This is a genomic window from Neobacillus notoginsengisoli (assembly GCF_003515685.1).
Lineage (GTDB): Bacteria > Bacillota > Bacilli > Bacillales > Cytobacillaceae > Bacillus_D > Bacillus_D notoginsengisoli.
In genome coordinates this window covers 1-23,152 of the sequence record NZ_QWEG01000027.1, presented here as the reverse complement: position 1 = coordinate 23,152, position 23,152 = coordinate 1, and the positions used below count along the sequence as shown (strand labels likewise).

Annotated in this window: 23 protein-coding genes; 3 read left to right on the top strand and 20 right to left on the bottom strand. The window is 52.4% G+C overall.

Features of this window, described 5'->3' with window-relative positions; all coding sequences use genetic code 11:
* Positions 1 to 588: 588 nt before the first annotated feature.
* From D1B31_RS23125 to D1B31_RS23115, 3 genes are all read left to right on the top strand, one after another.
* Entirely contained in the window at positions 589 to 2,166 is a 1,578-nt protein-coding gene (locus D1B31_RS23125; RefSeq protein WP_015979259.1) for an AAA family ATPase, read from the top strand.
* Positions 2,163 to 3,053 carry an HNH endonuclease signature motif containing protein gene (locus tag D1B31_RS23120; protein ID WP_000735931.1) on the top strand — a complete coding sequence of 297 codons (891 nt, stop codon included), beginning with the start codon at positions 2,163 to 2,165 and terminating at the stop codon, positions 3,051 to 3,053. Before D1B31_RS23125 ends, D1B31_RS23120 begins: the two co-directional genes overlap by 4 nt.
* A 590-nt stretch (positions 3,054 to 3,643) precedes the next feature.
* A complete protein-coding gene (locus tag D1B31_RS23115) occupies positions 3,644 to 4,876 on the top strand; it encodes a hypothetical protein (protein WP_000162952.1) in 1,233 nt (410 codons plus the stop codon).
* A 128-nt stretch (positions 4,877 to 5,004) separates the two neighbouring features.
* Here the strand turns inward: D1B31_RS23115 and D1B31_RS23110 are convergent, their stop codons facing one another.
* The 20 genes from D1B31_RS23110 to D1B31_RS23015 all read right to left on the bottom strand — a co-directional run.
* The gene (locus D1B31_RS23110) at positions 5,005 to 5,589 is read right to left on the bottom strand and encodes a tail fiber assembly protein (protein ID WP_015979258.1); all 585 of its coding nucleotides are present in this window, start codon (positions 5,587 to 5,589) and stop codon (positions 5,005 to 5,007) included.
* The gene (locus D1B31_RS25300; protein WP_015979257.1) at positions 5,589 to 6,533 is read right to left on the bottom strand and encodes a phage tail protein; all 945 of its coding nucleotides are present in this window, start codon (positions 6,531 to 6,533) and stop codon (positions 5,589 to 5,591) included. The genes D1B31_RS23110 and D1B31_RS25300 overlap by 1 nt, the downstream gene beginning before the upstream one ends.
* 173 nt (positions 6,534 to 6,706) lie before the next feature.
* The gene (locus tag D1B31_RS23100; RefSeq protein ID WP_015979255.1) at positions 6,707 to 7,912 is read right to left on the bottom strand and encodes a prophage tail fiber N-terminal domain-containing protein; all 1,206 of its coding nucleotides are present in this window, start codon (positions 7,910 to 7,912) and stop codon (positions 6,707 to 6,709) included.
* Positions 7,913 to 7,976: 64 nt separating this feature from the next.
* Positions 7,977 to 8,597 (bottom strand): outer membrane beta-barrel protein Lom, encoded by a 621-nt coding sequence (gene lom, locus D1B31_RS23095; protein ID WP_001246632.1) that lies wholly within the window; start codon positions 8,595 to 8,597, stop codon positions 7,977 to 7,979.
* 61 nt (positions 8,598 to 8,658) lie between these two features.
* On the bottom strand, positions 8,659 to 12,057 hold the full coding sequence (gene gpJ, locus D1B31_RS23090; protein WP_000515495.1) for a phage attachment tail tip protein J: 3,399 nt from the start codon (positions 12,055 to 12,057) through the stop codon (positions 8,659 to 8,661).
* Positions 12,058 to 12,117: 60 nt separating this feature from the next.
* The gene (locus D1B31_RS23085) at positions 12,118 to 12,690 is read right to left on the bottom strand and encodes a tail assembly protein (RefSeq protein WP_001407644.1); all 573 of its coding nucleotides are present in this window, start codon (positions 12,688 to 12,690) and stop codon (positions 12,118 to 12,120) included.
* A complete protein-coding gene (locus D1B31_RS23080) occupies positions 12,687 to 13,430 on the bottom strand; it encodes a C40 family peptidase (protein WP_000194780.1) in 744 nt (247 codons plus the stop codon). Before D1B31_RS23080 ends, D1B31_RS23085 begins: the two co-directional genes overlap by 4 nt.
* A gap of 5 nt (positions 13,431 to 13,435) precedes the next feature.
* Positions 13,436 to 14,134, bottom strand: coding sequence for a phage minor tail protein L (locus D1B31_RS23075; RefSeq protein ID WP_001152639.1), 699 nt, complete (start codon positions 14,132 to 14,134; stop codon positions 13,436 to 13,438).
* The gene (locus D1B31_RS23070; protein ID WP_000847379.1) at positions 14,134 to 14,463 is read right to left on the bottom strand and encodes a phage tail protein; all 330 of its coding nucleotides are present in this window, start codon (positions 14,461 to 14,463) and stop codon (positions 14,134 to 14,136) included. The genes D1B31_RS23075 and D1B31_RS23070 overlap by 1 nt, the downstream gene beginning before the upstream one ends.
* Positions 14,460 to 17,021, bottom strand: coding sequence for a phage tail tape measure protein (locus tag D1B31_RS23065; protein ID WP_000840207.1), 2,562 nt, complete (start codon positions 17,019 to 17,021; stop codon positions 14,460 to 14,462). The genes D1B31_RS23070 and D1B31_RS23065 overlap by 4 nt, the downstream gene beginning before the upstream one ends.
* Positions 17,014 to 17,448 (bottom strand): phage tail assembly protein T, encoded by a 435-nt coding sequence (locus D1B31_RS23060; protein WP_000459457.1) that lies wholly within the window; start codon positions 17,446 to 17,448, stop codon positions 17,014 to 17,016. The genes D1B31_RS23065 and D1B31_RS23060 overlap by 8 nt, the downstream gene beginning before the upstream one ends.
* On the bottom strand, positions 17,430 to 17,852 hold the full coding sequence (gene gpG, locus D1B31_RS23055; RefSeq protein WP_000479153.1) for a phage tail assembly chaperone G: 423 nt from the start codon (positions 17,850 to 17,852) through the stop codon (positions 17,430 to 17,432). The genes D1B31_RS23060 and gpG overlap by 19 nt, the downstream gene beginning before the upstream one ends.
* A 15-nt stretch (positions 17,853 to 17,867) precedes the next feature.
* Positions 17,868 to 18,638 carry a phage tail protein gene (locus tag D1B31_RS23050; RefSeq protein ID WP_000056666.1) on the bottom strand — a complete coding sequence of 257 codons (771 nt, stop codon included), beginning with the start codon at positions 18,636 to 18,638 and terminating at the stop codon, positions 17,868 to 17,870.
* Positions 18,616 to 19,011, bottom strand: a complete 396-nt coding sequence (locus D1B31_RS23045) for a phage minor tail U family protein (RefSeq protein ID WP_000683105.1) — start codon at positions 19,009 to 19,011, stop codon at positions 18,616 to 18,618. The genes D1B31_RS23050 and D1B31_RS23045 overlap by 23 nt, the downstream gene beginning before the upstream one ends.
* Positions 19,008 to 19,586 (bottom strand): phage tail protein, encoded by a 579-nt coding sequence (locus D1B31_RS23040; RefSeq protein WP_000975070.1) that lies wholly within the window; start codon positions 19,584 to 19,586, stop codon positions 19,008 to 19,010. Before D1B31_RS23040 ends, D1B31_RS23045 begins: the two co-directional genes overlap by 4 nt.
* A gap of 11 nt (positions 19,587 to 19,597) precedes the next feature.
* Positions 19,598 to 19,951, bottom strand: a complete 354-nt coding sequence (locus D1B31_RS23035; protein ID WP_000752979.1) for a head-tail joining protein — start codon at positions 19,949 to 19,951, stop codon at positions 19,598 to 19,600.
* An 11-nt stretch (positions 19,952 to 19,962) separates the two neighbouring features.
* Complete coding sequence (locus D1B31_RS23030) at positions 19,963 to 20,361, bottom strand: DNA-packaging protein FI (protein ID WP_000158919.1); 399 nt, start codon at positions 20,359 to 20,361, stop codon at positions 19,963 to 19,965.
* Positions 20,362 to 20,402: 41 nt separating this feature from the next.
* Positions 20,403 to 21,428: a major capsid protein gene (locus tag D1B31_RS23025; protein ID WP_000063280.1), complete on the bottom strand. Its 1,026-nt coding sequence runs from the start codon at positions 21,426 to 21,428 to the stop codon at positions 20,403 to 20,405.
* A 55-nt stretch (positions 21,429 to 21,483) separates the two neighbouring features.
* Positions 21,484 to 21,816: a head decoration protein gene (locus D1B31_RS23020; protein ID WP_001297109.1), complete on the bottom strand. Its 333-nt coding sequence runs from the start codon at positions 21,814 to 21,816 to the stop codon at positions 21,484 to 21,486.
* Positions 21,817 to 21,825: 9 nt separating this feature from the next.
* A partial coding sequence (locus D1B31_RS23015) for a S49 family peptidase (RefSeq protein ID WP_476738903.1) occupies positions 21,826 to 23,152 on the bottom strand: 1,327 nt, incomplete at its 5' end.

The window sequence follows — 23,152 nt, the reverse complement described above, 5'->3', positions numbered from 1 at the left end:
AGGGAAGTCAGTCGCTAATTTTTTGTCATCAAACCTGTCGCACTCCAGAGAAGCACAAAGCCTCGCAATCCAGTGCAAAGCTTTGTGTGCCACCCACTACGACCTGCATAACCAGTAAGAAGATAGCAGTGATGTCAAACGACGCAGCTGACTTCTTTTCTTTCACGACTTCCCCACACCCAGCATGCATACCTTTCCGCCATAACTGTAGTGAATGTCTGTTATGAGCGAGGAGCGGAAGTTAACACTTATGAAAAATGGCTACGAAGTCCGTGGCTATCTATCGGCTTATTAGTACTTGAAACGCTTCTTCAGAAGCCTGAAGAGCTAATCGTTCGGCGATACTATATATGCATTAATAGACTATATCGTTGGTATAAACAGTGCACCATGCAACATGAATAACAGTGGGTTATCCAAAAGGAAGCAGAAAGCTAAATATGGAAAACTACAATACGATGCCCCGTTAAGTTCAATACTACTAATTTTTAGATGGAAAACGTATGTAATAGAGAGTAACTTAAAAGAGAGATCCTGTGTTGCCGCCAAATAAATTGCGGTTATTTTAATAAAATTAAGGGTTACTATATGTTGGAGTTTAGTGTTATTGAAAGAGGCGGGTATATTCCTGCAGTAGAAAAAAATAAGGCATTCCTACGAGCAGATGGTTGGAATGACTATTCCTTTGTTACAATGTTTTATCTTACTGTCTTTGATGAGCATGGTGAAAAATGCGATATCGGAAATGTTAAAATTGGTTTTGTAGGTCAAAAAGAAGAAGTAAGCACTTATTCATTAATAGATAAAAAATTCAGTCAACTCCCTGAAATGTTTTTTTCCTTAGGTGAAAGCATTGACTACTATGTTAATCTCAGCAAATTAAGCGATGGTTTTAAACATAACCTTCTTAAAGCTATTCAGGATTTAGTAGTATGGCCAAATCGATTAGCCGACATTGAAAATGAAAGCGTCCTTAACACCTCATTACTTAGAGGGGTAACTCTTTCAGAAATTCATGGACAGTTCGCACGTGTGTTAAATGGTTTGCCAGAATTGTCAGATTTCCACTTTTCATTTAATAGAAAAAGTGCTCCCGGATTCAGTGATTTAACTATACCTTTTGAGGTGACGGTTAATTCTATGCCCAGCACGAACATTCATGCTTTTATCGGGCGGAATGGGTGTGGTAAAACAACAATTTTGAATGGAATGATTGGTGCAATCACCAACCCAGAAAACAATGAATATTTTTTCTCTGAAAATAATAGACTTATCGAGTCAAGAATCCCAAAGGGATATTTTCGATCGCTTGTTTCAGTTTCGTTTAGTGCATTTGATCCTTTTACTCCTCCTAAAGAACAACCTGACCCAGCAAAAGGTACACAATACTTTTATATTGGACTCAAGAATGCTGCCAGCAATAGTTTAAAATCACTAGGCGATCTCCGCTTAGAATTCATTTCAGCATTTATTGGTTGTATGAGAGTAGATAGAAAAAGACAACTCTGGCTTGAAGCTATCAAAAAACTAAGTAGTGATGAAAACTTTTCAAATATGGAACTCATCAGCCTCATTTCTAAATATGAAGAGTTAAGACGTAATGAACCACAGATTCAAGTGGACGATGATAAATTCACTAAATTGTTTTATGACAATATCCAGAAATATCTGCTTCGAATGAGCTCTGGACATGCAATTGTTTTATTTACTATCACAAGATTAGTAGATGTCGTTGGCGAAAAGTCATTAGTTTTATTCGATGAACCAGAGGTTCATCTGCATCCACCTTTGCTCTCTGCTTTTTTACGAACATTAAGCGACTTACTCGATGCACGCAATGGTGTAGCAATAATTGCAACTCATTCCCCAGTAGTACTGCAAGAGGTTCCAAAATCCTGCATGTGGAAAGTCCTACGGTCAAGAGAAGCAATAAATATTATCCGTCCGGATATTGAGACATTCGGTGAGAACTTAGGTGTTTTAACTCGTGAGGTGTTTTTACTTGAAGTGACAAATTCTGGATACCACCACTTATTATCGCAGTCCGTTGATTCAGAGCTTTCTTATGAAACCATTCTAAAAAATTATAATGGTCAGATAGGATTAGAAGGTCGAACCGTTTTAAAAGCGATGATAATGAACAGAGATGAAGGTAAAGTACAATGAAAAAACTACCTCTTCCAGCGAGAACTTATAGCGAAATGCTTAATAAATGCTCGGAAGGTATGATGCAGATAAATGTTAGAAATAATTTCATTACTCACTTCCCCACTTTTTTGCAGAAAGAACAACAATATAGAATATTAAGCTCGACAGGTCAGTTATTTACCTACGACAGGACACACCCTCTTGAGCCTACAACCTTAGTAGTTGGTAACCTGACAAAGGTTAAATTAGAAAAGCTTTATGAAAATAATCTCCGAGATAAAAACAAACCCGCTAGAACATATTACGATGACATGCTTGTTTCATCAGGTGAAAAATGTCCATTTTGTGGTGATATAGGACAGACAAAAAATATAGATCATTTTCTTCCTATTGCACATTATCCTGAATTTTCGGTGATGCCTATTAATTTAGTTCCATCGTGCCGCGACTGCAATATGGGAGAGAAAGGTCAAGTTTTCGCAGTAGATGAGGTACACCAAGCGATTCATCCCTATATCGACAAGGACATTTTTTTTCGTGAGCAATGGGTATATGCAAATTTCGTTTCCGGAACTCCGGGTGCTATCAGTTTTTATGTTGAATGCCCGGCGAACTGGAGGCAGGAAGACAAACACAGAGCTCTTCATCATTTCAAGCTATTAAATATTGCTAACAGGTATCGTTTGGAGGCAGGGAAGCACTTGAGTGAAGTGATTACTCAAAGAAACTCTTTCGTAAAAGTTATAAGGAAATATAGTTCAACCGCAACGTTTCAGCAGCTACAGTCAGAATTTATTGAAGCAAATCTGAAACCTATTATAGATTTGAATGACTTCCCCAATTATTGGAAAAGAGTTATGTATCAGTGCCTAGCAAACTCGGAAGATTTTTTCAGAGGGATCTAGAATATGATGAAAGATAGAAAATTACGACGCTTATCGGAAGTGAACGAATACTTTTTATATGAGGAGGGCTGTTTTTACAAAATCCGGTAGTAACTTGCTAACCAATTCCTAGGCAGGTCATTGGCAACAGTGGCATGCACCGAGAAGGACGTTTGTAATGTCCGCTCCGGCACATAGCAGTCCTAGGGACAGTGGCGTACAGTCATAGATGGTCGGTGGGAGGTGGTACAAATTCTCTCATGCAAAAAATATGTAAAATCGGTAGCAACTGGAAATCATTCAACACCCGCACTATCGGAAGTTCACCAGCCAGCCGCAGCACGTTCCTGCATACGACGTGTCTGCGGCTCTACCATATCTCCTATGAGCAACGTGTTAGCAGAGCCAAGCCACAACTCTAATTTTAATACATAATGAATGATAATAATAATATTAAAAATTTCCTGTGTAACTAATTTACTATATGGTTTCTGATAAGAATCATTGCAAAGATCAAACAACTTGTATTACATTGACAGTTAAGCAGTTAATTTTATCACCTCTAAAATATATCAGCATCTAGCATGCAACCTATCAAAATGGAGAGTTTTATGACTAAAAAACCATGGGAAAGAAGACTTAAAGATTTATCGCACTTGCTCAAATGCTGCATTGATACATATTTTGACCCTGAATTATTTCGCTTGAATTTGAATCAATTCCTCCAAACCGCAAGAACAGTAACATTTATTATTCAAAAAAACAAAAACCAGATTATAGGATATGACATTTGGTATAACAATAATGTTATTGAAAAATGGAAAAATGATCCATTAATGGCTTGGGCTAAAAATTCTCGCAATACGATAGAAAAACAAGGCGATTTAGAAATGTATAGCGAGGCAAAGGCTACTCTTATTTCATCTTACATTGAAGAAAATGACATTGAGTTTATTACAAATGAAAGTATGTTAAACATTGGTATAAAAAAGTTAGTCAGACTTGCACAAAAGAAATTACCTTCATATTTAACTGAATCATCTATTATTAAATCAGAAAGACGATGGGTCGCTAATACGCTAAAAGATTACGAATTATTACATGCCTTAGCTATAATCTATGGCAGAATGTATAACTGCTGTAACTCTCTTGGCATACAAATAAACAATCCAATGGGTGACGATGTGATTTCGCCAACATCATTCGACTCTTTATTTGATGAAGCCAGGAGAATAACTTATTTAAAATTAAAAGATTACTCCATAAGCAAATTGTCATTTAGCATGATACAATATGACAATAAAATAATTCCTGAAGATATTAAAGAGCGTCTAAAACTGGTAGATAAGCCTAAAAATATCACTTCGACAGAAGAGTTAGTTGACTATACAGCCAAGCTTGCAGAAACGACTTTTTTAAAGGACGGTTATCACATTCAAACATTAATTTTTTATGATAAACAATTCCATCCAATTGATTTAATCAATACAACATTTGAAGATCAAGCAGATAAATATATTTTTTGGCGTTATGCAGCTGACAGAGCCAAAATAACAAATGCCTATGGCTTCATTTGGATATCAGAGCTATGGCTCAGAAAAGCAAGCATCTACTCCAATAAACCAATACATACAATGCCAATTATAGATGAAAGACTTCAGGTAATTGGAATTGATTCAAATAATAATCAAAAATGTATTTCATGGAAAATAGTTAGAGAAAACGAAGAAAAAAAACCGACTTTAGAAATATCAACAGCAGACTCAAAACATGACGAAAAACCATATTTCATGCGTTCAGTCTTAAAAGCAATTGGCGGTGATGTAAACACTATGAACAATTGAGTCATAGAACTTCCATTATTCTCCTGAAGATAATAATCGCCAAATAAACCAATACTCAGCTTTACAATATACTAACTAACCGCAGAACGTTATTTCATACAACGTTTCTGCGGCATATCACAAAACGATTACTCCATAACAGGGACAGCAGGCCACTCAATATCAGGTGCAGTTGATGTATCAACACGGTTCAGCAACACCCGATACTTCTTCCAGGCTTCCAGCAACGAGGTTTCTTCCTTCGTTGCAATTTCCAGATCTGCAGCATCCTGAAGCGGCGCAATATGCTCACTGGCTACCTGCATCAGGCTTTTTTTTGTTTCTTCCGCCTCCCGGATCCGGAACAGTTTTTCTGCTTCCGTATCCTTCACCCAGGCTGTGCCGTTCCACTTCTGATATTCCCCTCCCGGCGATAACCAGGTAAAATTTTCCGGTAACGGACCGAGTTCAGAAATAAATAACGCGTCGCCGGAAGCCACGTCATAGACGGTTTTACCCCGATGGTCTTCAACGAGATGCCACGATGCCTCATCACTGTTGAAAACAGCCACAAAGCCAGCCGGAATATCTGGCGGTGCAATATCGGTACTGTTTGCAGGCAGACCGGTATGAGGCGGAATATATGCGTCACCTTCACCAATAAATTCATTAGTTCCGGCCAGCAGATTATAAATTTTTATGGTCCGTGGTTGTTCACTCATTCTGAATGCCATTATGCAAGCCTCACAATATAGTTAAATGCAATGTTTTTGACGGTGTTTTCCGCGTTACCCGCAGCGTTAACGGTGATGGTGTGTCCGTGTGAACCAATACTGAAAGAATGGGCATGAGCACCGATAACAACCGGATGCTGGTGCGCACCAATACCAACTGTATGCGCATGTGCACCGGCACTCACGGCTGTACCGGACAATGAGTGACTGTGGCTGCCCTGACTGTCCGTTTTCGATAAATAAGCAATACCCTGTGTGCTGGTTCCTTTAACTGTGGATAAACTTCCTGTAATGGTTGCTGTTCCATACTGACTCCAGCCAGAACTGTTCATCCTTAAACCACTTGTGTGGGCATGAGCACCCGCGGCCCCTGTTGAACCGCTCAGACTGTGAGCATGAGCCCCCGTGTTATTCGTCGATTTGGTGCCGTAATCGAAACTGCCTGTTGTTTTCGTCCCGTAATCAAACGACGATGTGGTTTTCGTCCCCAAATCCGTACCGGATGCACTGGCACTGTGGGTGTGCGACTTAATTCCATCCTGTTCCTGAGACAATACAGCACGACCGCTGGCGGGTTTCCCCTTGATTGTCCAGCCTCGCATATCAGGAAGCACACCCGATGGATACGCGACAGCAAGTTTTGGGTAGGCTGATTTGTCAAACGCCTGCCCCTGCATCAGGACGTAGCCAGACGGAACGATATCTGATGGCCACGGGATCGGCGCACCTGCCGGAAAGGCCGAATTCTCACCGGCCCCAAGGTATTCAAGAACATCTGCAACGGAATTTTTTGCCAGAATATCCCTGCCAACCTGAGTCAGTTCAGTCAGGCTGGCGGCATCATTTTCCGCAAAATACGGTAATTTATTTTTCGCCGTGGAAAGCCCTGCCAGCGCCGTCAGTGTCGCATTCTTCGGTTGTTTACCCGCAAGCGCGTTAGTCATGGTGGTAGCAAAATCTGGATCATTCCCGAGCGCTGCGGCCAGTTCATTCAGCGTATTCAGTGCGTCAGGTGACGCGTCGATAACATCTGCAATCGCGGCCAGTACAAAAGCGGTGTTCGCAATCTGGGTATTGTTTGTTCCCCTGAGCGCGGTTGGTGCTGTTGGCGTTCCGGTCAGTGCCGGACTGTCCAGTGGGCTTTTCTGTTCGTTTCATCCATTACCACCTTAACCGCCTTTGGCGTTGCAGCAAGCGTTTCAGACGTGCTGTTGGTTGCACTGCTGAGCTGCACTATCCCCTTTCTCGTTGTGTCCGCATCCTCAAGCGCGACAGCTGAAGCTATATCTTCTGCACGTTTTGCCGAATTTTTTGCACGTATTGCCGCCGCTTCTGCCGCACTTTTGCTCTGCGATGCTGATACCGCACTTCCCGCAGCCTCTGTCGCCTTCGTGGATGCCGTTGACGCACTCCCCGCCGCCGCTGTTTTTGCGTCTGCCGCGGCAGAGGCGCTCCGTTCCGCTGCTGTTTCAGATGACCTGGCATTCGTCTCGGACGTTTTTGCCGCCCTGGCAGAATTTTCTGCCGCCGTTGCCGAGGAAGCTGCACGACCGGCACTTGATGATGCGTTCGTTTCTGATGATTTTGCTGCCTCTTTTGAGGCCACCGCATCTCGTGCTGAAGTGGCGGCCTCTGACGCTTTCGTGGCCGCGGTGGAGGCAGACGTGGCGGCTGATTGTTGTGACGCTGCAGCATTCGTTTCTGACGTTTTCGCCGCACCGGCACTGGTGGCCGCCGCGTTTTTTGAGGACTCTGCGGCTGCGGCACTTTTTTCCGCTTCAGTGGCCTTTGCTGATGCCGCTTCTGCGCCGGAGGACGCTTCCTGAGCTGACGATGCAGCCTGTCCGGCGGACGTGCTGGCGGCGCGTGCTGAGTCAGTTGCATCAGTCACAAGGGCCGCGACCTGAGCAGCTGATGCACTGGCATCGCCGGCTGATTTCTTCGCGTCTGCCGTACTCTGTGCCACCACGGACGCGTTACGCGCCACCTCTTCCACCATCAGTTCAAGACGACGCAGCACCTCCGGCCGGGCATCATCCTCCGTCATGGCACAGAGAAAATCATTCAGCGTCCCCGGTTGTGAATCTTCATACACGGTGATGGTCCCGGCGTGCGATGGTGGAAAACCGTCAACCTGCAGGATGACACTGTACTGACCGTACTCCACATCCATGCTGTAACGCCCGGCTTCATCCGGATTCTCTGAGCCCACCGTGTTCACCACCACCGTGGTGCTGTTACGTCTGGCTTTCAGCTGAATGGTGCAGTTCTGTACCGGTTTTCCTGTGCCGTCTTTCAGGACTCCTGAAATCTTTACTGCCATATTCACCCCACAAAAAAGCCCACCGGTTCCGGCGGGCTGTCATAACACTGTGTTACCTGGCTAATCAGAATTTATAACCGACCCCAACGATGAATCCGTCAGTACGCCAGTCGCCACTGCCGGAGCCTTCATAAGCAATATCAACAACGACGGACGCTGCCGGATTAATCTGTATACCTGCACTCCACGCCACTGAGGTATGCCGCATTGCACTTTCGTCCCTGGCAGTGGTCGTCTCTTTCATATACCCGGGAGTGATTTCCGTCTTACGGTAATCCATTGTACTGCCGGACCACCGACTGTGAGCCACTCCGGCCATGGCGTACGCACTGACCTGCTTACTGATTTGTAAAACCGGTCCGGCCATCACGCTCACATAACGTCCACGCAGGCTCTCATAGTGAAACGTATCCTCCCCGGTCATCACTGTGCTGCTCTTTTTCGACGCGGCGAACCCCAGGGAAGCCATCACCCCCACACTGTCCGTCAGCTCATAACGGTACTTCACGTTAATCCCTTTCAGATGACTCACACCGGTATCCCCGCCCGACAACGACGGCAATGTACCCGGTTTCACTTGAAAATAGCCCACCGTAAACGTACCATGTCCACCTTCCGCACGGGCCGGAGTGACTGTCACCGCAAGTGCGGCAAAGACAGCAACGGCAATACACACATTACGCATCGTTCACCTCTCACTGTTTTATAATAAAACGCCCGTTCCCGGACGAACCTCTGTAACACACTCAGACCACGCTGATGCCCAGCGCCTGTTTCTTAATCACCATAACCTGCACATCGCTGGCAAACGTATACGGCGGAATATCTGCCGAATGCCGTGTGGACGTAAGCGTGAACGTCAGGATCACGTTTCCCCGACCCGCTGGCATGTCAACAATACGGGAGAACACCTGTACCGCCTCGTTCGCCGCGCCATCATAAATCACCGCACCGTTCATCAGTACTTTCAGATAACACATCGAATACGTTGTCCTGCCGCTGACAGTACGCTTACTTCCGCGAAACGTCAGCGGAAGCACCACTATCTGGCGATCAAAAGGATGGTCATCGGTCACGGTGACAGTACGGGTACCTGACGGCCAGTCCACACTGCTTTCACGCTGGCGCGGAAAAGCCGCGCTCGCCGCCTTTACAATGTCCCCGACGATTTTTTCCGCCCTCAGCGTACCGTTTATCGTACAGTTTTCAGCTATCGTCACATTACTGAGCGTCCCGGAGTTCGCATTCACACTGCCACTGATATCCGCATTTTTAGCGGTCAGCTTTCCGTCCGGTGTCAGGGAAAAGGCCGGAGGATTGCCGCCGCTGGTAATGGTGGGGGCCGTCAGGCGCTTCAGGAACACGTCGTTCATGAATATCTGGTTGCCCTGCGCCACAAACATCGGCGTTTCATTCCCGTTTGCCGGGTCAATAAATGCGATACGATTGGCGGCAACCAGAAACTGGCTCAGTTTGCCTTCCTCCGTGTCCTCCATGCTGAGGCCAATACCCGCGACATAATGTTTGCCGTCTTTGGTCTGCTCAATTTTGACAGCCCACATGGCATTCCACTTATCACTGGCATCCTTCCACTCTTTCGAAAACTCCTCCAGTCTGCTGGCGTTATCCTCCGTCAGCTCGACTTTTTCCAGCAGCTCCTTGCCGAGATGGGATTCGGTTATCTTGCCTTTGAAAAAATCCAGGTAACCTTCCGCATCATCGCTCGCCCGACCGACGGCCTCCACGAATGCCGATTTGCCAACGGTGTTCACACTGCGGATATAAAAGTAATAATCATGGCCCGGTTTGATATTGATACTGGCGGCTATCCAGTACAGCGCCGTACCAAGATAACGCGTGCTGGTTTCAACCTGTCTGATATCCGCAATCTGCTTTTCCGAGAACCAGAACTCAAACTGTACCGTCGGGTCATAAACGGCAAGATGCGGCGTGGCGGTTATCTGAAAATAGCCCGGCGTCAGCTCAATCCTCGACGGTGCTGCCGGTGCGGCAATCCGGAACGATACCGACGCCGGATCGCCCTGCTGCCCCCACGCATTTACCGCCCGGACTGTCAGCCTGTAGTTCCCCAGCGCCAGTTGCGTGAAGCGGTATGTGGTTTCCGTCGTCCGGGCCGTGCTGACCAGCCGCTCACTGCCGTCGTCCGCTGTTACGGTCAGACGGAGCAGGAAACTCACGCCCTTCACCACCTTCGGTGTGTCCCATCGCGCCAGCACCTGATATTCCCCGCTGTCTGCAGTGACTTCTGCGGTCAGGTGCTGCACCGCTGGCGGCGTGACACCATTCACCGTGCCACTCTGTTCGCCGTCAAAGTGCGCCCCGTTATCCACGATGGCCTCTTTTTCCGGCACATGCTGCACGGCGGTGATGGCATACGTGCCGTCGTCGTTCTCACGGATACTCACGCAGCGGAACAGTCGCTGGCGCAGCGTCGGCAGCTTCAGCTCCCATACGCTGTATTCAGCAACACCGTCAGGAACACGGCTCACTTTTACCTTCACGCCGTCGGTGACGGACTGAACCTCCACGCTGACCGGATTGCCACTTCCGTCAACCAGGCTTATCAGCGCGGTACCGGAGGATGGCAGCGTGATTTCACGGTCGAGCGTCAGCGTCCGGGTCTGGCTGTTCACCGCCAGCACACGACCACCGGTGCTGATACCGGCATAGTCATCATCGCAGATTTCAATAACATCGCCCGGTACATGGCGAAGCCCTTCTGCGCCGACGCTGAAATCCACGGTCTGCGTTTCCAGCAGTTCTGTTTTAATCAGCCACAGCCCGGCGCGGTGTGCCTGCCCCCGGCTGGTACAGCCAAAGGCATCCATCTTCGTAACATTACGACCGTAACGGGCAATGGCCTGCGTATCTTCAACAAGCTCTGTCGCCGTCTCCCAGCCGTTGTTCGGGTCAATCCAGTTCACCTCAACGGCATTATGGCGGTCCTTCAGGGCGCTGAAGCTGTAGCGGAACGGCGCGCCATCATCCGGCATCACCACATTACTGCGGTTATAGGTCCACGTCTTATCCGACGGTCGGTCCTGCACGAACGTCAGCGTCTGCCCGTTCCATACCGGCATACAGCGCATCGCCGAGCAGAAATCGCTGAGCACATCCCACGCCTTACGCTGTGTGGTCAGGTACGCATTACAGGTGATGCGCGGCTCCGTGCCGCCAAAGCCGTCCGGCACTGACTGGTCGCAGTACTGGCCGATGACATACAGCGCCCATTTATCCACATCCGCCGCACCAAGACGTTTCCCCATGCCGTAGCGCGGATGGGTCAGCATATCCCACAGACACCAGGCCATGTTGTTGCTGTATGCCGGTTTAAACGTTCCGTCCCAGATACCGCTGTATTGCCGCGTCTGCGGGTTATAGTTCGACGGCACCTGCAGAATACGCCCGCGCAGATGATAATTACGGCTCACCTGCTGGCTGCCGAACTGCTCCGAGTCCACCTGCACGCCGACCAGTGCCGTGTTCGGGTAGCACTGTTTCACATCGATGATTTCAGTGTATGACGACCAGAGCGTTTTGTTCTGCAGCTGGTCTGTGGTGCTGTCCGGCGTCATCCTGCGCATCCGGATATTAAACGGGCGCGGCGGCAGGTTACCCATCACCACCGAGGCCAGATACTGCGAGGTGGTTTTGCCCTTAATGGTGATGTCTTTTTCCGTCACCCAGCCACCGTTACGTTGTATCTGAACCAGCAGGCGGACTTCCGACGGATTCCTGTCACCCTTTGAGGTGGTTTCCACCAGTGCCTGTACACCGAAGGTAAAGCGCAGACGGTCGATGTTTGCAGACGTAATGGTGCGGGTGATCGGCGTGTCATATTTCACTTCCGTACCCAGCACCGTCTCGGAGCCGGAGGATTCAAATCCCTCCGGCGGAGTCTGCTCCTGCTCACCAGCCCGGAACACCACCGTGACACCGGATATGTTGGTATTCCCCTCAGTGTCCAGCACCGGCGTACTGTTCAGCAGCACGCTTTTTAAGCCATCCACCGGACCTTCAATCGGCCCTTCGCTGATGGCATCGATCACACTCAGCAACTGCGTGGACTTCAGGTTGTCCTTCGCTTCGCGCGGGGTATGCCCCTTACTGCTTCCTTTACCCATTCCTCACGCTCCATAAATGACAAAACCGCCCGCAGGCGGTTTCACATAAAACATTTTGCATCAGCGACCAATCACCACAACCTGACCACCGTCCCCTTCGTCTGCCGTGCTGATCTCCTGAGAAACCACGCGTGACCCCACGCGCATTTCCCCGTACAGAACAGGCAGAACATTGCCCTGGGCAACCATGTTATCCAGTGAGGAGAAATAGGTGTTCTGCTTACCGTTATCCGTTGTCTGTATACGGGGAGTTCTGGCTTTCGGTGCCAGCATCTGCGCCACACCACCGAGCACCATACTGGCACCGAGAGAAAACAGGATGCCGGTCATACCACCGGCCCCAATGGCTGCCCCCCATGCTGCAAGGGTGGCTCCGGCGGTAAAGAATGATCCGGCAATGGCGGCAGCCCCCAGGACAATCTGGAATACGCCACCTGACTTGGCCCCGGCGACTCTGGGAACAATATGAATTACAGCGCCATCAGGCAGAGTCTCATGTAACTGCGCCGTTAACCCGGACGTGCTGACGTCCCGCCCGGCAATCCGTACCTGATACCAGCCGTCGCTCAGTTTCTGACGAAACGCCGGGAGCTGTGTGGCCAGTGCCCGGATGGCTTCAGCCCCCGTTTTCACACGAAGGTCGATGCGGCGACCAAATCGTTGTAAATCCCCGTAAAGGCAGATGCGCGCCATGCCCGGTGACGCCAGAGGGAGTGTGTGCGTCGCTGCCATTTGTCGGTGTACCTCTCTCGTTTGCTCAGTTGTTCAGGAATATGGTGCAGCAGCTCGCCGTCGCCGCAGTAAATTGCGGCGTGATTCGGCACTGATGAACCAAAACAGCACAGCAGCACATCGCCCGGCTGTGCCGCTGACAACGGCACCTGATACAGCCCCGTCGCCTCCAGATTATCCAGATAGAGATTCTGGCCGTTACGCCACCAGTCATCCTCACGATGAAAGTCCGGCATCTCAATCCCCGCCAGATGATAAGCATCCCGGAACAGTGTGTAACAGTCCGTCACACCGTGCTCAAAGCGCCGCCCGGTGAGATGCGGCACACAGCGGAACTTATGAATCGTCCCCCGGCAGACCAGCCACCACGGCAAATCACTCTGCACCTGCAGCCGCCGGTCGGCCTCACTCAGCCAGGGCAGACCACCGGGGTGGCTGTGGACCAGCGCCACAATCTCACCCTGCATTTCTGCCTGCAGCCAGTCTTCCGGCGACATACGGAAATACGCCTCCGGCTCACCGGAGATATTCACGCAGGGGAAATATCTTTCCCCCTCCGGCGTGCTTACCACGAAGCCGCACGACTCCGCTGGCGCACATCGCCGGGCGTGCGCCAGAATCGCTGATTCTGTCTGTGTCATGGGATTTACTGCGAAAGTTTGTTAATGGAAAGGAAGCCGCCAAAGTTGCCGACGTTATTGCGGAACTTACAACCGCTCAGGCATTTGCTGCATTTATCCTTCGTGATATCGGACGTTGGCTGGTCATATTCATCCGCGACAGCCGGACCGCTATAACCGCACTCGTCACCGCGATAGGTCCAGGTGCAGGTGTTGGCCAGCATGATACGTCCCGGAAAAACAGCGCCATCCGTTTCCGTCGGCGTGGACAGTACAAAGGAGGCACTCACCGCGCTCAGTTCGCTGCACTGCTCAATGCGCCAGCGGCTGATCACCTCCTGCTCCGGATCGGCGTAACTGTTTCCGTTGACGAAGTTCACCGCATCCAGAAAACGGGCGTAAACCTTACGCCGGACCACCGTTCCGCCGACCAGACTCTGCATATCTTCCGCCATCCCGGTGACCATACCGTACAGGTTAGAAACCGTCAGCGTGGGGCGCGTACTGGTGCCTTTGCCATTCAGTTCAAAACCGCTCCCCTGAATGGGATACGGCTGATACTGTCGCCCCTGCCAGGTGACCGGCTCACCTTTTTCGTTCTGCTCATTACAGAAAAAATAACGTTCTCCACCGACCTCTGTCAGGTCGATTTCCCAGAGCACCACGCTGGCCGACTGCTCCGCACGGGTGCATTCATTCAGTGTTTCCTGCCGGATATCCTGCATCAGTTCACCACCTGTTCAAACTCTGCGCTGAACTCAACACGCAGCATACTGACCCGCGACGACCATTTTGCGCAGGTCACCTTTATCTGCCGCCACTCATAAGGCGGCGTCCACAGAAAGGATTTCCAGCCCCCGTGCTCTTCCAGAAACGACTCCAGTACCGTGGCCTCCTCACGGGGGACAGAAAGCGTCACGCTGTACGTTTTCAGGTTGGCATTCAGCCCGGCAGGCGCTCGCTGAGAATAGCCATCACCAAAGCGCACCTTTCTTACAGAAGGGACCGAAGCCACATCCATACCGGGTTTCACTTTCCAGCGGAAGGTCTTCATCGTCCACCTCCGGAGAACAGGCCACCATCACGCATCTGTGTCTGAATTTCATCACGGGCACCCTTGCGGGCCATGTCATACACCGCCTTCAGAGCAGCCGGACCTATCTGCCCGTTCGTGCCGTCGTTGTTAATCACCACATGGTTATTCTGCTCAAACGTCCCGGACGCCTGCGACCGGCTGTCTGCCATGCTGCCCGGTGTACCGACATAACCGCCGGTGGCATAGCCGCGCATCAGCCGGTAAAGATTCCCCACGCCAATCCGGCTGGTTGCCTCCTTCGTGAAGACAAACTCACCACGGTGAACAATCCCCGCTGGCTCATATTTGCCGCCGGTTCCCGTAAATCCTCCGGTTGCAAAATGGAATTTCGCCGCAGCGGCCTGAATGGCTGTACCGCCTGACGCGGATGCGCCGCCACCAACAGCCCCGCCAATGGCGCTGCCGATACTCCCGACAATCCCCACCATTGCCTGCTTAAGCAGAATTTCTGTCATCATGGACAGCACGGAACGGGTGAAGCTGCGCCAGTTCTGCTCACTGCCGGTCAGCATCGCCGCCATATTCTGTGCAATACCATCAAAGGTCTGCGTGGCTGCACTTTTTACCTGCGACATACTGTCCGTGGCGCTCTCTTCCCACTCACTCCAGCCGGACTTCAGGCCTGCCATCCAGTTCCCGCGAAGCTGGTCTTCAGCCGCCCAGGTCTTTTTCTGCTCTGACATGACGTTATTCAGCGCCAGCGGATTATCGCCATACTGTTCCTTCAGGCGCTGTTCCGTGGCTTCCCGTTCTGCCTGCCGGTCAGTCAGCCCCCGGCTTTTCGCATCAATGGCGGCCCGTTTTGCCCGTTGCTGCTGTGCGAATTTATCCGCCTGCTGCGCCAGCGCGTTCAGGCGCTCCTGATACGTAACCTTGTCGCCAAGTGCAGCCAGCTGGCGTTTGTACTCCAGCGTCTCATCTTTATGCGCCAGCAGGGATTTCTCCTGTGCAGACAGCTGGCGACGTTGCGCCGCCTCCTCCAGTACCGCGAACTGACTCTCCGCCTTCCACAAATCCCGGCGCTGCTGGCTGATTTTCTCATTTGCTCCGGCATGCTTCTCCAGCGTCCGGAGTTCTGCCTGAAGCGTCAGCAGGGCAGCATGAGCACTGTCTTCCTGACGATCGCCCGCAGACACCTTCACGCTGGACTGTTTCGGCTTTTTCAGCGTCGCTTCATAATCCTTTTTCGCCGCCGCCATCAGCGTGTTGTAATCCGCCTGCAGGATTTTCCCGTCTTTCAGTGCCTTGTTCAGTTCTTCCTGACGGGCGGTATATTTCTCCAGCGGCGTCTGCAGCCGTTCGTAAGCCTTCTGCGCCTCTTCGGTATATTTCAGCCGTGACGCTTCGGTATCGCTCTGCTGCTGCGCATTTTTGTCCTGTTGAGTCTGCTGCTCAGCCTTCTTTCGGGCGGCTTCAAGCGCAAGACGGGCCTTTTCACGATCATCCCAGTAACGCGCCCGCGCTTCATCGTTAACAAAATAATCATCCTTGCGCAGATTCCAGATGTCGTCTGCTTTCTTATACGCAGCCTCTGCCTTAATCAGCATCTCCTGCGCGGTATCAGGACGACCAATATCCAGCACCGCATCCCACATGGATTTGAATGCCCGCGCAGTCCTGTCTGCCCAGGTCTCCAGCGTGCCCATGTTCTCTTTCAGGCGGCGGGTCTGGTCATCAAACCCTTTCGTTGCGGCCTCGTTCGCCGCCTGCAATGCCCCGGCTTCATCGCCGGAACGCTGCAACTGAGCAACATACGCAATCTGCTCCGCCGACACGTTATGGAACTGGCGAGCCATCGCCGTCAGCCCCGACGTCGGGTCTGTGGTCAGCTTCCCGAAGGCTTCAGCGACCTTGTCCACCTCCACGCCGGATGCAGAGGAGAAACGCGCCACACTCTGGCTGATGGACGCAATCTGAGCCTCACCGCTTACCCCCGCCTTAACCAGTGCGCTGAGTGACTCGCTGGTCTGGTTAAACGTCAGCCCTGCCGCCTGCCCGGCTCTGGACAGGACCAGCATACGATCTGCCGTCAGTCCCGCCTGATTGCCGGAAAGGACCAGCGTTTTGTTGAAATCGGACAGGGTTGAGTTGCCCTGATACCAGGCATACGCCAGCGCACCGGTCGCCACCGCCAGCGAGGTGGCCCCCACCATCGGCAGGGTGATCGCACCGGCAAGCCCCCTGAACATGGGGATCATCCCGCCGAAGGAGTCCTTCACCTGCCCCCCCTGTTGCAGCAGGATCAGCCACGGACTTTGCCCGCCTGCAAGCTGCGTGGCCACGTCGGTGAACTGTGCAGGCAGCATACGCATGGCGGCTTTATACTGCCCGACGGAAATCCCCGCTTTCTGTGCAGCCAGCGCCTGTCGGCTCAGCGACTGTTCAACGACTGCCGCTGTTTTTTTCGCATCACTTTCCGTACCAGAAAAATGACGCCTGACTCTGGCCATCTGCTCGTCAAATCTGGCCGCATCCAGACTCAAATCAACGACCAGATCGCCTACCGGTTCAGCCATACCGGACTCCTCCTGCGATCCCTTCTGATACTGTCATCAGCATTACGTCATCCTCCGTCATGTCCGCCACATCCGGGGAAGCGGGGATAACTTCATTCCCGTCCGGGCCAAAGCGGACACCTCCGGCAAGCCCTGCCGCTTTCTGCATCAGCACATCATCTTCAGGCTCTTCGTCAGCCTCGCGCCGGTTCAGCAGACTGAAATCCAGCGGATGCATATCCGGATCGCTGAAAAACAGGCTGAGCACGGTGTACGTCAGCCCGGAAAAGTGCATATCCAGCAGAACATCATGAAAATAATGGGTACTGTAAAAGCGGTGCCAGTCGGCATACTCCGTGGATGACATCCCGGCAAGCATGGCACGCCAGTCGGGTCGCCCCATCTCACGCGCCAGTTTCAGGGCAAAACTCAGCTCACCGTCGAACACTTTCCCGCAGAAACAGGCTCTGCGGGCCCGGCGTCCTCTGTCTGTTCAGGGGCATTATTCACCACAAACTCATACATACCAGACAGCCGGTACACCACGTTTTCAGCATGAGAAATTGCCTCCGTGGGCCAGGTGGTAAGCACTTCCTGCTCAATCTGTTTAACGGCTTCATTCATGGACGGCATCTGCGTCTTCTGCGGATGGTTATGCCACAGGGACATCGCCACCAGAAACGCGCCGGTTCTGATGGCGTCTTCCACAGTAAACTTCCGGTTGCTGTCTGACTCCGCCTGTTCTGCCTGCCGTTTCATCAGGGCGAGATGCTCAATGCGCTGCAGGGCTGACAGTTCAGAAAGCGTGACGGTCACACCGTTATGTTCAAATGATTCGGTTTTCAGGAACATCGCTGACTCTCCGGATTAACTGGCGGTGACGGTAATTTCTGCAACCGCAGCAAACTCACCATTACCGGATACAACCGGAATGTTGACCTTGCCTGCAGCAACGCCGTTCACGGTGATGGTCATACCACTGACCGACACGGTGGCTTTTGTTTTATCCGCAGACACCGCACGAAAGCTCTTGTCGGTTACGCCCTCCGGCTGGAAGGCCACGGTCAGCGTGGTGCTCTGCCCTTTCACCACCGAGGTGCTGGCAGGCGTCACGGTCATGCCGGTTGCCGCTGTTACCGTGCTGCGATCTTCTGCCATCGACGGACGTCCCACATTGGTGACTTTCACCGTGCGGGTGATCACTTCCTTCGCCGTCACCGCCTTACCGATACTGCTGACCCAGCCACGGAACACATCGACCGTGCCGTTCGGGAAGCGGATTTTATAGGCACGGGTATCGCCTTCATTAAACCACGCCAGCAGCGCCTGCTGCCCCTGCTCTCCGGGCATCCACGCCAGCGTGAAGCTGGTATCTCCGGCAGATTTCTGCCCCTGCCCGGTCGCAGTCCAGTCTGCATCTTCATCATCGAGATAGCTGTCGTCATAGGACTCAGCGGTCAGTTCGCCGGGCGTCAGGTCTTTAACTTTTGCCAGACGCGACCAGTCAACGTCTGAAAGCGGATTCGCGTAAGGGTCACCGCTCCCCTTATAAACCCACAGGGTGGTCCCGGCACCTTTCACCGGCATTGTAGGATTTGGTACAGGCATAGCGTCCTCACATTTCATAGGTAATGACATAAGTCAGATCGGCTGAACTCCACAAGCCCGCATCATCGTCGCGCCGGTAGTCATAGCCGCTGGCCACCATACTGGTGATCAAATCTGACAGTGCCGGGATATCGCTCATCACCGGATAAATCCGGGACTCCATCCACGCATCCAGCTCTGAATCCGGCACCTGAGCAGGCAGGAAAACTTCGATATGCAGCTCCGCCTGCCAGGTATCGCTGTCCAGCTCTTCGCCCGTGTATTCAGCGCCGGTGAGATAAACGGCAACTGCCGGAAAATCCGCCTCATCAAAAACAGCGGGGCGACCATCAAAAAACGTCGCCCCGGTGTCATGCTTCTCCAGTGCATCCAGTACGGCTGCACGGAGTTCAGTATGTTTCATCGCTTTATTACCATCCTCAGTTGATGCTGCAGCGCATAGCCCAGCTCTTTCGGAAGACGTTCACGCCGTATCCGCTCAATATTTTGTTTAAACGCCGTGGTCAGCGGCACCGCCATCGGGATTTTCACCACATCAATGGGGTAACGGTTTTTCCCAGCCACACGCTGCATGACATGCCACCGGCCATTTTTCAGTTGCTGAATAAACGCGCCGGGAATACGACGGTTACCCACCACAAGCACGCTGCCGCCACCTTTCAGGGATGAACGCTGCCCCTTTTTACGACGCCTGCGGCGCGAAAGGACAACCCGCGCATTACCCAGCTTGATTACGGGCAAATCCCCCCGGTTAACTTTGATTCTGGCCTGCGGATTTTTGACCGTGGCCCTTTTCAGCCTGGCCCTTTCCTTTACCAGTTTCCGGCGTACCTTTGTCTCACGGGCAACCTGTGACGCCGACTGCGATATCGCGGATGAAGCAACGCGGTTAATGGCCATTGCGGCGGCACCAGGCACCGCCGTTTTGCTGATACGGCTGAGGTTTTCAACGGCCTGCTCAAGACCTTTTATGGCCATACATCCCCCTTTCAGCGGCGACGGTTAACGGCAGGCGGTACGCCCCGTCCAAGCCAGAGATGACAACTTCCGCCATCATCCGGCGAAACCCGATCTACCCAGAAATTTTCCTCACCGATGGTCAGCGTGTCTCCACGCCGCAGCTGCCGCACCTCATCAGTCCGGACAAACAGGGACGGGCTGGAGCCTTCAACGCGCACGCCCTGTCCGGCATAGCTGATATTTTCAGGGTCATCAAAAACACCACGTATCACCGCACCTGACTGCTCACCGGATGTAATGGTGGCTGACGTTCCCATGTACCCGCGTATCGTTTCATCGGCGCGGGCAATGGCAGCATCGAACAGGTTATCGAAATCAGCCACAGCGCCTCCCGTTATTGCATTCTGGCCAGGCCGCGCTCTGTCATTTCGGCTGCCACACCGGCAGAGACACGAAACGCCGTTCCCGGCAGCACAAATGCCACAGGTTCATCCCGCGTGGCGTGAAGTGCATCAGTATGCAGCTTCACCAGTGCCACGACCGTGACCAGTTCAGACGTATCCAGAATCACGGTATCCGGCTGCGCTGATCCCACCTCATTTTCATGTCCGGTCAGCACATTTTCCCGGCTGAGAGGGGTGTCCTGACCGGCAGTTTCATCCGTGTCATCAAGCTCCTCTTTCAGCTCTGCCACACGGAGCGCCAGTTCTTCTTTCGTCCCCGTCAGGCTGACATCACGGTTCAGTTGTTCACCCAGCGAGCGGAGACGGGCAATCAGTTCATCTTTCGTCATGGACTCCTCCACAGAGAAACAATGGCCCCGAAGGGCCATGATTACGCCAGTTGTACGGACACGAACTCATCAGGGTCAGCCAGCAGCATCAGCGGTGCTGACTGAATCATGGTGAACTCACGCGCCGGATCGCCGGTGGTCACCCAGTTTTTCGGGTAACGGGCAGAGGCGTTAATGCCTTCGCGCTGTGCGTCCGCATCCTGAATGCAGCCATAGGTGCGCAGACCGCGTGCCTGAGTGTTCCCCAGCACCATCGTGTTGTCCGGCAGGAAGTTCTTTTTGACGCCGTTTTCCACGTACTGTCCGGAATACACGACGATGGCCACATCGCCATACATCCCCTTATAGGACACCGCTTTGCCCAGGTCTTTCACCGCTGTCTCCAGCTCGGAATTAGAGCCACGACGGGTATCCAGCTTCTCCTTGACGGCTTTGAAGGAACGGAACAGCGCCCAGCCTTTCGGATCGAACACGATGATATTCACCACACCGCTGGCGTTCAGCGCGTAGGCTTCGATATCGTCGGTCGGGTCATACGTGGACTTGTCACGCTTGCTCCACTCCGTGCCGCCGGACTGCGTGATGTTATTCTCCTCACTGCGGCCCATATCCACCTCAACCGGATCGAAGGCTTCACCGGTCATGGTGTATTTGCCCTTAAGCACGGCAGAAACTGCCTGCATCTCTTCGACCTGAGCAATGGCCAGCTCTTCGTCACGCATGTTCTGCATGATGATGCGACGGCGGCGGTAAGCCGGGTCCGCCAGATTCTGCGGATCTTCATCCGGCAGGCGACGCAGGGTCATCTGCGGATTCACTTCATGCTTCGGCTTGACATATCCCGGCGTAAATTCAGAGGTGGAGCCGCCACGGGAACGGATAACCTCACCGGAAACAATCGGCGAAACGTACAGCGCCATGTTTACCAGTCCCGGAATTTGTGAGAGATAGACTTTCTCCGTGGTGAAGGGATAGCTCTCACGGAAAAAGAGACGCAGAAACAGCGGATCAAACTTAAATTTCTGCTCATTTGCCGCCAGCAGTTGGGCGGTTGTGTACATCGACATAAAAAAATCCCGTAAAAAAAGCCGCACAGGCGGCCTTTAGTGATGAAGGGTAAAGTTAAACGATGCTGATTGCCGTTCCGGCAAACGCGGTCCGTTTTTTCGTCTCGTCGCTGGCAGCCTCCGGCCAGAGCACATCCTCATAACGGAACGTGCCGGACTTGTAGAACGTCAGCGTGGTGCTGGTCTGGTCAGCAGCAACCGCAAGAATGCCAACGGCAGCACCGTCGGTGGTGCCATCCCACGCAACCAGCTTACGGCTGGAGGTGTCCAGCATCAGCGGGGTCATTGCAGGCGCTTTCGCACTCAATCCGCCGGGCGCGGTTGCGGTATGAGCCGGGTCACTGTTGCCCTGCGGCTGGTAATGGGTAAAGGTTTCTTTGCTCGTCATAAACATCCCTTACACTGGTGTGTTCAGCAAATCGTTAACGGCATCAGATGCCGGGTTACCTGCAGCCAGCGGTGCCGGTGCCCCCTGCATCAGACGATCCAGCGCAGTGTCACTGCGCGCCTGTGCACTCTGTGGTGCTGCGGCCAGAATGCGGCGGGCCGTTTTCACGGTCATACCGGGGGTTTCTGCCAGCACGCGTGCCTGTTCTTCGCGTCCGTGAGCCTCCTCACAGTTGAGGATCCCCATAATGCGGCTGTTTTCTGCCGCAACCGCTGCGGTGATCTGCGCGTTCACGTCCGGCTGCGCCGCGCTGGCGTTCTCGCCCTCCGTCGCTGGCACCACGTCAGTAACGTCAGCCTGCGAAGCAGTGGCTGAAACAGTTGTTGATTGAGTCTCTTTGGTCATTCGCCCTCCTGAGAGACGGGATTTACGTGCATCCAGTGCATCACGCATGACGGTGATCGCATCGGTGCTGTTAACAAGTTCATCAGCCAGTCCGGCATCAATGGCCTCCTGACCGCTGTACACTGCAGCCTCGGTATCCAGCACAACCTGCACGGACAGGCCGGTATATGCCGACACCTTCTGCGCAAACATCTGGCGGGTTGCGTCCATCCGGGACTGCAGTGTCTCCCGGACGTCATCCGGAAGATGGCTGTAGGGGTTGCCATCCACCTTATGGCTGCCGCTGTAAATCAGCGTGATTTCCACACCCTGTTTCTCCAGCGCAGCACCGTAATTACTGTGAGCCATCATGACGCCGATGGAGCCTGTCCGGGCGGTCTGCGTGACCAGACGCCGGGAGGCGGCACTGGCAAGCAACTGACCTGCACTGCAGTTCATGTCGTTGGCAAGCGCCCATACCGGTTTTATGTCACGCACACGGGCGATGATGTCAGCGCAGTCAAATGCCCCCGCCACCATCCCGCCGGGCGTGTCCATATCGAGCAGAATGCCGTCCACCATCGGATCGCTGGCAGCCTGTTGCAGACGGGCGATAATGCCGTTGTAACCGGTCATCCCCGAGTACGGCTGCAGCGCCCGCGTCCGGCTGACCAGCGTGCCGGACACCGGCAGCACGGCGATGCCGTTCATGACCTGATAACTGCGGGCCTGTCGTGGTCCGTCATCATCACCGGATAATGCCAGCGTCGCGAGTGCCTCCTGGGCAGTCAGGCTGTCGCCGGACACCGCATCCGTCAGGCTGCTGATCCCAAGCTGGCCTGCAAGCGCACAAAAGAAAACCCGCGCATAGGCGGGTTCAAGCATCAGCGGCTCATTAAAGGCCATGCTGGCAATATGCGGGAGATTACGCAGCTCTGCTACTGACCAGTTT